Genomic DNA, 10,645 nt, shown 5'->3' with positions numbered 1-10,645 from the left:
TAAAGAGAGATGGTATCTACGCTGGGCTTTTTTATGTCTGCCACTTTCAAAGCTCTTTAGTGATTTGTTTATTTAATCATTTAACTTTAATAAATCATTTTTATAGATTGTATCAATCGGTTTATTTCGCACACGGTTTTTAGCCCCTCTACTATACTATTCGCACTGCTTAGTCATTCAAGCTTTGTAAACAACAACTTGAATGGAGTAAAAGCTCACTAATTTTTAAATTATTAGATTCTATTTTTAATAATAGTAATACGCTTTGTATATAACGAAATTCGTTAACTTTAAGGAAGCTGACAATGAAAAACCGATCATTTACTAAAAAAGCACTTGTTGGATTTATAAGTATGGCACTTATGTCTGGCTCTGCTTTTAGCCAAGAAAAACCACAAATGTCTAAGCCACAAGGTGCTGTTGGCATGGGTGAGGCTAAAATGGGCGCAACCAGAACAAACCAATTTTGGTGGCCAGATCAACTAAACCTATCTCCTCTTCGTGATCATGATCTACGTTCAAACCCTTATGGTGCAGACTTTAATTATGCAGAGGCATTTAACAGCCTAGATTTAGACACAGTAAAAAGTGATATTGACGCCCTACTTACGCAATCTCAAGACTGGTGGCCAGCGGATTTTGGTAACTATGGCCCATTTTTTATTCGTATGACATGGCACAGCGCAGGCACCTACCGTACGCTTGATGGCCGTGGTGGCGCAGGCGGTGGTCAACAACGTTTTGAACCGCTTAACAGCTGGCCAGACAACGTAAGCCTAGATAAAGCACGCCGTTTACTTTGGCCAATTAAACAAAAATACGGAGAAGCACTTTCATGGTCAGACTTAATCGTATTAGCAGGTAACGTTGCTCTAGAAAACATGGGATTTGAAACCTATGGTTTTGCCGGCGGGCGAACTGACGACTGGGAACCAGACATGGTTTACTGGGGTCCAGAAGTAGAAATGCTTGCCAGCGACCGTGAAGATGCTAGCGGCAAATTAGAACGCCCATTAGGTGCAACGCACATGGGTTTAATTTACGTAAATCCTGAAGGCCCTAAAGGGGTTCCTGATCCAATTGGGTCAGCTAAGAACATTCGCGTTGCGTTTTCTCGCATGGCGATGAACGATGAAGAAACCCTAGCACTTATCGCCGGTGGTCACACCTTTGGTAAAATGCATGGTGCGCACAAACCTAAAGACTGTGTAGGTGCAGAGCCTGCTGCAGCCGGTATTGAAGAGCAAGGGTTAGGCTGGAAAAACAAATGTGGTAAAGGCCACTCTGAAGATACCGTATCTAGTGGTTTAGAAGGCGCATGGACACAAGCTCCTACTCGCTGGTCATCACTGTACTTGAGCAACCTGCTTAACTTTGAGTGGAAACAAACTCGCAGCCCTGCAGGTGCCATTCAGTGGATCCCAACGGATGAATCGTTACACAACGCTGTACCTGACGCTCATATTAAAGGTAAGTTTAACGCACCAGTGATGACCACGGCCGACTTAGCGTTAAAATTTGATCCAGAGTATCGCAAAATTGCAGAACGCTTTTTAAATGACCCTAAAGAGTATCAACTTGCATTTGCTAAAGCATGGTACAAATTAACTCACAGAGATATGGGACCACCACGTAACTTTTTAGGTAAAGAAGTACCAAAAGACGACTTAATTTGGCAAGACCCTATTTCAGCAGAAACTCAATCAAACATTGATGCTGGTGCAGTAAAAGAGCTTAAAGCCGCTATTTTAGACTCAAACTTAAGTGTACCTGAGTTAGTACGTGTAGCCTGGGCATCGGCTGCTAGCTACCGTGATTCAGATATGCGCGGCGGTGCCAACGGCGCACGTATTGCGCTAGCACCACAAAAGGATTGGGCAGTAAATAATCCAGCAGAAACCGCAAAAGTACTTAACGTATTAAAAGCGATTCAAGCTGACTTTAACGACAGCTTATTTAGCAAAAGCCATGTATCGCTTGCTGATTTAATTGTGCTTGGTGGTAATGTAGCGATTGAAAAAGCAGCCAAAGATGCAGGTTACACAGTAGATGTACCGTTTAATGCTGGCCGTGGCGATGCTACGCAAGCGCAAACTGACGTTAATGCATTTAGTTTATTAGAGCTGACTGCCGATGGCTTTAGAAACTACTTTGATGCAGAAAAAAGCTATAAATCACCAACTGAAATGCTGATTGATAAAGCGGATCAGCTTGACCTAACCGTGCCAGAAATGACTGTATTAATCGGTGGCTTACGTTCACTTGATGCAAACTACAAAGGCACTGATTACGGCGTATTTACTGACAAGCCAGGCACTCTAAATAACGACTTCTTTGTTAATTTATTAGATATGTCGACGGTTTGGAAAAAGTCATCAGATGCGGGTATTTATCAAGGCTTTGATCGTCAATCAGGCGAGCAAAAGTACACTGCTACTTCGGTTGATCTGATTTTTGGTTCAAATTCAGAACTACGTGCAGTTGCTGAGGTGTATGCTTTTGATACATCAAAACAAAAGTTTGTAGAAGACTTTGTTGCGGCATGGACTAAAGTAATGAACTTAGACCGTTAATTACCATTAAGTAATACAACCATAGCGCTGCAATTAATTGCAGCGCTTTTTTATTATTAAGCTATTTTAAAGCAACCACTCGCTCGCGCAAATCATCGGCATTAACCTTCTGTGCAGCCACCATTTCACCAATAGTCACATTGACCAACGACCACTTAGGTCTAGGCAATCGCCACTTGGTTTTTCGACTAAACATACTGCCCCATAGTCCATCTAAATGAACAGGAATAACAGGCACCGGTGTGCGCTGAATTATTTTTTCAATGCCACGGCGAAACACATCAACTTCGCCATCATCGCTGAGCTTTCCTTCAGGAAAAATACCCACCAGCTCACCACGTTCCAGTGCTTGCGCAATGTCATCAAAAGCTTTATTAAACGCCTTAGGATTTGATTTTTGACTATCAATTGGGATAGCTTTGGCCATTTTAAACAACCAATTAAGTGTAGGTGAATAATAAATAGGTGCAAATACAACAAACCGAATTGGCCTAGGTGACGCCGCTAAAATAAACATCCAATCAACAAAGCTAACATGATTACTTACCAATACCGCAGCTCCTTCATCGGGAATATTGAGCTGGCCTTTAGTGCGTACTCGGTACATGCAAATCGCTAGAATATAAATAATAAAACGTAAGAAAAACTCAGGCACTTTGCTATATATGTACAGCGATATCAGTAAATTAAGCCCTGCTAATAACAACAGTAATTGTGAAATTTCCCAGTGTAAAAGCGTTAGGGTAACAATACTTAAAACAGCGCTGCCCACCATAAATAAGGCGTTTAGTACATTATTGGCAGCAATCACTCGTGAACGGCTATCTGGGTGAGTACGCTGCTGAATAAGTGCATACAAAGGTACCGTATAAAACCCTGCGGCAATACCAATTCCTGCCATCCAAACAAAATGCCATAGCATATCGCCAGTATTAATTACTTGCTCAAGAGTAAGCTGCAACTCATTAACTAAACGATAAGATTCAATGCCAGGTTCTTGACTTAATAAATATAAAAATAAGGTAATTAACAGTGCACCAAAAGGCACAATACCCAACTCAATACGTGAGCGCGATAGCTTTTCACACAATAAAGATCCTAATGCAATACTCAACGAAAACACCACTAAAGCAGCCGTCACAACCAACTCATCGCCTCCCATTACATGTTTTACGTAATTAGGGAGCGCCGTTAGTATCACCGCACCAATAAGCCAAAACCAGCTGATCCCTAATACTGACTTACCCACCGACTCGGTTTGTGCGTTAAGCGCATTAAAAACACTTTTGGTTGAAGTAATAGGGTTAATCGATACTTTTAAGTTAGCATCATTGGCTGCACTTTTAGGAATAAATCGACTGCTTAAAAAGCCAATAACCGCAAGGCTTACTATTGCTATACTGATATAAATAGGGCCCGCTGTTTGGGTTATATAATAGGTGCCAAATACCGTGCCCAATAAAATTGCTACAAAAGTACCCGACTCCACCAGTCCATTCGCTTTAGTTAGTTCATTTGGGGCCACATGCTGCGGTAAAATAGAGTACTTAAGCGGTCCAAAAAAAGTGCTTTGTAAACCCATTAAAAATACAGTACCTAACATTAACCAAACCTGCTCGGTTAAAATAGATACCACGCCCACCAGCATAATAGGTATTTCGCAAAACTTTACGATGCTGATTAGTTTTGATTTTTCCAACTTTTCTGCAATTTGCCCAGCCATGCCTGAAAATAGAAAAAACGGTAAAATAAATAATCCTGCCGCCAAATTAGAATAAAAGGCACCATCAGCTACCGTAGCAGCCTGAAAAATTAAAATAAGTAGGATTGATTGCTTATATACATTGTCATTTAAAGCAGAGAAAAACTGCGTCACAAACAGAGGTAAAAACCGTTTGCTACCCAGTAAAGATCCTTGAAATTGTTGTTTATTTTCCTTCATTACGGTCTCTTAAAATTAGCTTCAGGGCTTAGATTACCACTGTGGAAAAGAAATACGAACCCACTTTTTAAGTACGTGCTCAAACATATATTTAAATAAACAAAATAGCTAACCCAATAAAAATGACTAACAAATGAACAATGCGACTAAATCAATCGTATAAGTTGTTTATGAGTTGTAAATAAAACATCTATGTTCTAAACCTAAAAGGTGACTAAAAAAGGAGCATCTTTATGCCAACTACAAACACAATAGACAAAGACACTAAATTCGCACGTTGTTTAGAGTGCAACAAAGTAAATACATTTGCCGCTTTTCATTGGCTTTCGTTAGCGTTTAAAGATATGGCGCGCGCGCCCATGTTGAGTTTAATTTACGGTTTAATCTTCACGCTTATTCCGGTAGCGATTGTTTACTCTGTTGTACTTACCGACAGCCACTTAGCTATTTTACCTGCAACCGTTGCTTTTGCTTTAATCGGTCCGGTATTCGCCGTTGGCCTATACGATGTAGCCTGGGAGCTTGAGAAAGGCCATAAACCTACATTAAGCCATTCATTAAAATCGATGTTTCGTAACCCTGTAGGTGAGTGGGGTTTTGCCGTGTTACTTATGGTAATTATGATTATTTGGATGCGCTTAGCCGCAATTATTCATGCATTGTACCCAAGCCATGCAAACCCAACATTTGAAGAGCTTTCGGCGTTTTTAATCATAGGCAGTATTATTGGCGGTATTTTACTGGTTAGCGTGTTTTCAATTTCGGCATTTACCCCGCAAATTATGATGGAAAGACGCGTTGATATAATGACTGCTGTGGTTTCTTCAATCCATGCAGTTAAAGAAAACTTTGCAGCCATGCTGGTGTGGTCTATTTGTATATTTGTACTTGTGGCACTGGGCTTTGCTGCGGGTGCCGCTGGATTCATTATTATTATGCCACTACTTAGTTACGCTAGTTGGCACGGTTACATTGCGGTTATTAAAACTAAAAAAGAACGTGGTTACGAATAACATTCACCCATAGCCATTTTTTATCACTTAATAAAACGCTTTAGGGCGTTTTATTAAGTAATACCTGTTTCCCTCCTGTGAATTAAATCTGCAAAAACCTTGATCTCAATAAGGTGCAAAGCTTAAAAAGCGCGCTAATATAATGTGATATACCACACGCTTTATAAAGGAATAAACATGAGTCAAAATGTTGCAGACTTAATGACACCTAACCCATTCTCAGTGAATATAAAAAGTACTTTGCATGACGCACATAATTTAATGAAAGAAAAAAACGTTCGCCATATTCCTGTAATTGACGAAGACGGCGCATTTGTCGGTATGCTCACACAAAAAATAATGGTCGCCAAAGTCATGGGTATCATGGCAACGTTTGGTGCTAATGCATTACAACGCAAAGAAAAACTCACAAAAGTAGAAGATATTATGGTGAGTGATTTTATTAGTGTAACCCCAGAGCAGCCGCTATCAGATGTCGTTAAATTTTTTGTAGATAATCGCCACGGTTGCATGCCCGTTGTTAGCGAGCAAGGTCAGCTAGTAGGTATTTTAACGTCTTCTGATTTTGTACGTTTAGCTGCAGCGCTGCTCTCGTAAATATTCTTCTTTAATGAAAACTGTATTTAGCTTTGCCAAATGCAGTTTTTAGTCACTTAACAGATATATAAAATTAACAGCATAGATAGCTAAGTCACTAGCAGCCTGTTATGGTAAACACCCTGCTTTTAATGGTTATTACAAGGTAAGTTTTCATATGGCTAATCAATTAAATGTACTAGGAACTCGCTTACAACTTTGCTGTGGCAACGGTGGCTATACCCGTGAGGGATTTTGCTATGTACCAGATTCAGACTTTGGCAATCATAGTGTATGCGCCATTATGACCGACGAATTTTTGCAGTTTTCCAAGGCGCAAGGCAACGATTTAATTAGCCCTAATCCTTTGTATGATTTTGCTGGTTTAAAAGCTGGCGATAAGTGGTGCTTATGTGCGACTCGTTGGTATCATGCCATTGCTGCGAACGTTGCTCCTCCTGTGGTACTTGAAGCGACAAACCAAAAAGCGCTCGACATTATTCCGCTTGAAGTATTAAAAGCACATCAGTATCCCGGTTAATGATTTGAGCGCTCAGCTTGCAACATTAAAGTATTACAACCACCCTTTATGTTTAAAAAATAAATAAGGGGCGAAGCCCGACAGCAACATAATGCCAATTGCAAATGGATAACCCCACTCCCAATGTAACTCTGGCATTATATTAAAATTCATACCATACACACTAGCCACTACTGTAGGCGGTAAGAAAACCACTGAAGCAATAGAGAAAGTTTTGATAATTTGATTTTGTTCAATATTAATAAAGCCCTGCGTTGAATCCATCAAAAAGTTTATTTTATCAAACAGAAAGGTACAGTGTGACATTAAGGTTTCTATATCAAGTACGATTTCTCGAAGTGACTCGCGCTCATCATTTTGCGCGCCTAAACGACGTATTAAAAACGAAATATTGCGTCGCGTATCCATTAAACATAAACGCACTTTACCATTAGCATCTTCTAAACGAGCTATGCGACCTACCGCTTCTTCTAGGTCTGAGTTATCTTCTTCAAGTACATATGTGCTAAGCTTCTCTAATTGATGATGCATGTCTTCAAGCATATCAGCATGGTTTTCAACTTTTTGATCAAATAAAGTAATTAATAACTGTTTTGCCGTATCACATGCCACCTGACCTTTGCGCGCTCTTAAGCGCAATAGTCTAAAGTCAGCCAGTTCTTCATCACGAATAGTAAGTAAGCAATTGTTTTGCAACAAACAAGCTACAGTCACAGTATTGAACCGTCCTTCGTTAGGTGACATAAACAATGCATGTACATGCAAACCTTCGCTATCGATAAAGCACCTTGACGACGTTTCAATCTCTTCTACATCTACCGAATCTGGAAAAGTTATATTGAGCGTTTTTGCAAGCGCATTTTGCTCCTGCGGGGTTGGATTAATAGTATCAATCCAATGTGCATTCTTTATGGATACTTCAACAGGGGTATCAGGTAAAGGCGCTAACTCTTTGATCACTCCTTGCTCGATGGAAAAAAATCTCAACATACACTTCTCCTTTAATGAATCTTTAAGTTGAGTATATGTAACAGGACATTAATCAACAATGATAATACCTTCATTATAACCACTCTAAAGGGCACGCTATTCGCTAACACTTTAAAGTACTGCTGTTTTGCAGAATTTACAAAAAAGTGCATATTTTTCATATGCACTTAATCTTACTGCTTTATCAAGTACTATAAATAAAAATTAAACTGCTATTTTTCAGTTAGTTAAAACTATATCACTATCGGCATGACGATTGCTTCTATAAATACAAGAAGTGTTCGTTATCGCAATTTAAATACTCATTAGAGTAAAGCGAGCACTATTTTTGAAATAGTAGGAGGAATCATGAGTAACAGTAATAATGCAAATAAAGTCGCTGAATTTACCGCTCCCGGTGTAAAAAACGAATCAGCAAATAAAGCAATATCTGTACTAGAAAATCGCATGGTAGCGCTAATTGATTTACAGCTAACTTTAAAACATATTCATTGGAATGTAGTAGGTCCAAACTTTATTGGCGTACATGAAATGCTAGACCCACAAGTAGAAACCGTCCGTGAAATGACCGACACCATAGCAGAACGTATTGCCACTTTAGGCGGCGTCCCAGTTGGCACACCAAAATCGATTGTTGAGCGTCGTACATGGGAAGATTACGCCATAGGTAAAGGCTTAGTAACTGAACACTTAGCCGCATTAGACAAAGTATATAACGGCGTTAACGGTGATCACCGTAAAGCCATAGAATCACTTGCTGAGCTTGATCCGGTATCTGAAGATATGATCATTGCGCAACTTGCAGAGCTTGAGCAATATCAGTGGTTTGTTCGCGCCCACATAGAATCATCTACTGGTCAATTGAATAGCTAATTTTTAAAGCAGTCATTTGACTTACAAAGCCCAGTAACTTGCTGGGCTTTTTTGTTTTTAAACTATATTCCTCTTATTAATACACTAGAAATCCCCCTATTTAGCGAATCTAACACGCTTAGTTACTATACTTATTATTAAAGAGAACTTACTATCAACTCCTAATTATTAATAGGGAATTTGAAGTGTTGTCGCGTCTATATAGCTTTATGCCAGGTTTGCACACCTTATTTAATTATCAACGCCAATGGTTTGCAGATGATGTTAGAGCGGCATTATCGGTTGCAGCCGTTGCTTTACCTGTTGCTATAGCTTATGCGCAACTTACAGGCGTTAATGCTGCGGTTGGCCTGTATTCTTGCGTATTACCTATGATGCTTTATGCACTTTTTGGTACCTCTAAACAGCTTATTATTGGCCCTGATGCCGCAACATGTGCGGTTATTGCAGCAGTTGTTACTCCACTTGCTGCAGGCGATAGCTTTAAACATTGGCAATTAGTGATCACCATGACCGCAATGACCGGTTTTTGGTGCTTTATTGCCAGCCGCTTTAAGCTAGGTGTATTAGCCGACTTTTTATCTAAACCAATTTTAATGGGGTTACTAAACGGTGTGGCTATTACCATTATTGTTGGTCAGTTTTCTAAAGTATTTGGCTTTACCTTTGATGAGCGCTACTTGCTTGAGCGTTTAGGTGGCGTTCCTACGTATTTATCGCAAACTCATATTCCCACCTTGCTAATGGCTTTATTTACCCTCGGCGTTTACTTTGTGTTAAAGCGCTTAAAACCTACATGGCCAGCCTCTATGTTTGCCATTGCACTAGGTGCGGTATTCGTTTGGTTGTTTAATTTAGAGCAGTTTGAAATAAAAACCATAGGCACAGTAACCGGTGGTTTGCCTGTGTTTAACACTCCAGTATTTGACGTGGGTATTATTCGAGAACTTATTGTACCGGCACTCAACTTAGCCATAGTTAGCTTTGTCAGCATGATGCTAACGGCGCGAAGCTTTGCAGCAAAGAATGGCTACGACATCGATGCCGATAAAGAATTTAGAGCCTTGGGCATCGCTAATTTAGCGTCAGCATTATCACAAGGCTTTGCTGTTAGTGGTGCCGACTCACGCACAGCCGTGAACGACGACTCTGGCGGAAAAACCCAATTAGTTTCGATTATAGCTGCCGCTATTATTGGCGTTATCGCTCTTTTTTTAACGGCGCCGCTTGAGTTTATTCCCAGTGCTGCACTCGGGATTGTATTAATAATTGCCTCTGTTCACCTGCTTGATTTAAAGGCAGTCTGGCAATTAAAACTTAAAGATAAGCAGGCATTTTACTTAGCCTCAGCCACACTTTTTGCTGTGCTGTTTATTGGTGTTATACCAGGAATTACCCTTGCTGTATTACTAGGGTTATTTCAATTTATTCGAACTGTTATGCGCCCATCATACACCATTTTAGGTGTGGATATAAAAGGCGTAGTAAGAAGCTTAGACGAAACAGATAAAGCCAAAGCAGTACAAGGGGTTTTTATATATCGTTTTAATTCTCCTTTAACCTATTTTAATGCCAGTTATTTTAAACGCCGCTTGTTAGAGCAATATGCAAGACAAAAAGACGACACGCAATGTGTCATTATTGATGCTGTGCCCTGCTTCACTCATCTTGATTTAAGCGTTATGGCCATGCTCGCAGACCTAGATGTGATATTTAAAAAACGAGGTATTCGATTAGAGCTAGCGGGAAGAAAACGCCAGCTACTTTCTTGGTTTAAAACCGCTGGTATCGCCTCAGGTAAAGATGGTATTTATATTCATTCAGACTTATACATTGCCTTACAAAAAAACAGCGTCAGTCAGCATGTCGACGAGGTTACGATGTTTCAATCGCAAAACTCCGAAGAGATAAATGCAGGTAATAATTAGGGTTATTATTTTTCCTCTACTACACTAGGGTCTGTTGACCTTTGTGGATTAAAATTTGTTCAAACTAGGGGGGGGGCAGTTTAATCGCGGCGCGAGGTTTGTAACCTAGTGGGCTAAGTAAAAACCGAGTAAAGCTTCCGCGTCCTGCTCACGCCCCTTACCTACATCCATGTAGGCAACAAAGAGTAAATCGTCCCTAGGCAGAACCC

At 40.1% G+C, this 10,645-nt stretch carries 8 protein-coding genes; 6 read left to right on the top strand and 2 right to left on the bottom strand.

From position 1 onward, the window contains the following. Positions 1-305: 305 nt before the first annotated feature. Complete coding sequence (katG, locus tag CWC14_RS17625) at positions 306-2,573, top strand: catalase/peroxidase HPI (protein WP_138564188.1); 2,268 nt, start codon at positions 306-308, stop codon at positions 2,571-2,573. A gap of 61 nt (positions 2,574-2,634) precedes the next feature. On the opposite strand, the gene CWC14_RS17620 is transcribed toward katG, so the two are convergent. Next, positions 2,635-4,515: an MFS transporter gene (locus CWC14_RS17620; RefSeq protein WP_138564186.1), complete on the bottom strand. Its 1,881-nt coding sequence runs from the start codon at positions 4,513-4,515 to the stop codon at positions 2,635-2,637. Positions 4,516-4,748: 233 nt separating this feature from the next. On the opposite strand from CWC14_RS17620, the gene CWC14_RS17615 reads away from it, so the two are divergent. The 3 genes from CWC14_RS17615 (at position 4,749) to CWC14_RS17605 (ending at position 6,645) form a co-directional block, all read left to right on the top strand. Beyond that, entirely contained in the window at positions 4,749-5,528 is a 780-nt protein-coding gene (locus CWC14_RS17615; protein WP_138564184.1) for a DUF2189 domain-containing protein, read from the top strand. A 177-nt stretch (positions 5,529-5,705) separates the two neighbouring features. Then, positions 5,706-6,125 carry a CBS domain-containing protein gene (locus tag CWC14_RS17610; protein WP_033104433.1) on the top strand — a complete coding sequence of 140 codons (420 nt, stop codon included), beginning with the start codon at positions 5,706-5,708 and terminating at the stop codon, positions 6,123-6,125. A 157-nt stretch (positions 6,126-6,282) separates the two neighbouring features. Further along, entirely contained in the window at positions 6,283-6,645 is a 363-nt protein-coding gene (locus CWC14_RS17605) for a DUF2237 family protein (RefSeq protein WP_075169796.1), read from the top strand. Positions 6,646-6,678: 33 nt separating this feature from the next. On the opposite strand, the gene corA is transcribed toward CWC14_RS17605, so the two are convergent. Then, complete coding sequence (gene corA, locus CWC14_RS17600; protein WP_138564182.1) at positions 6,679-7,635, bottom strand: magnesium/cobalt transporter CorA; 957 nt, start codon at positions 7,633-7,635, stop codon at positions 6,679-6,681. Positions 7,636-7,983: 348 nt separating this feature from the next. Here corA and dps point away from each other — a divergent pair, with 348 nt between their 5' ends. Together dps and CWC14_RS17590 are read left to right on the top strand one after the other, a co-directional pair. Beyond that, complete coding sequence (gene dps / locus CWC14_RS17595; RefSeq protein WP_013465787.1) at positions 7,984-8,508, top strand: DNA starvation/stationary phase protection protein Dps; 525 nt, start codon at positions 7,984-7,986, stop codon at positions 8,506-8,508. A gap of 185 nt (positions 8,509-8,693) precedes the next feature. Further along, a complete protein-coding gene (locus CWC14_RS17590) occupies positions 8,694-10,436 on the top strand; it encodes a SulP family inorganic anion transporter (protein WP_138564180.1) in 1,743 nt (580 codons plus the stop codon). Positions 10,437-10,645: the final 209 nt, after the last annotated feature.

This window comes from Pseudoalteromonas sp. S3260 (genome assembly GCF_005886925.1).
GTDB classification, from domain to species: Bacteria; Pseudomonadota; Gammaproteobacteria; order Enterobacterales; family Alteromonadaceae; genus Pseudoalteromonas; species Pseudoalteromonas tetraodonis.
The sequence above is the reverse complement of the archived record's forward strand: the minus strand, read 5'-3'. Positions and strand labels throughout refer to the sequence as shown.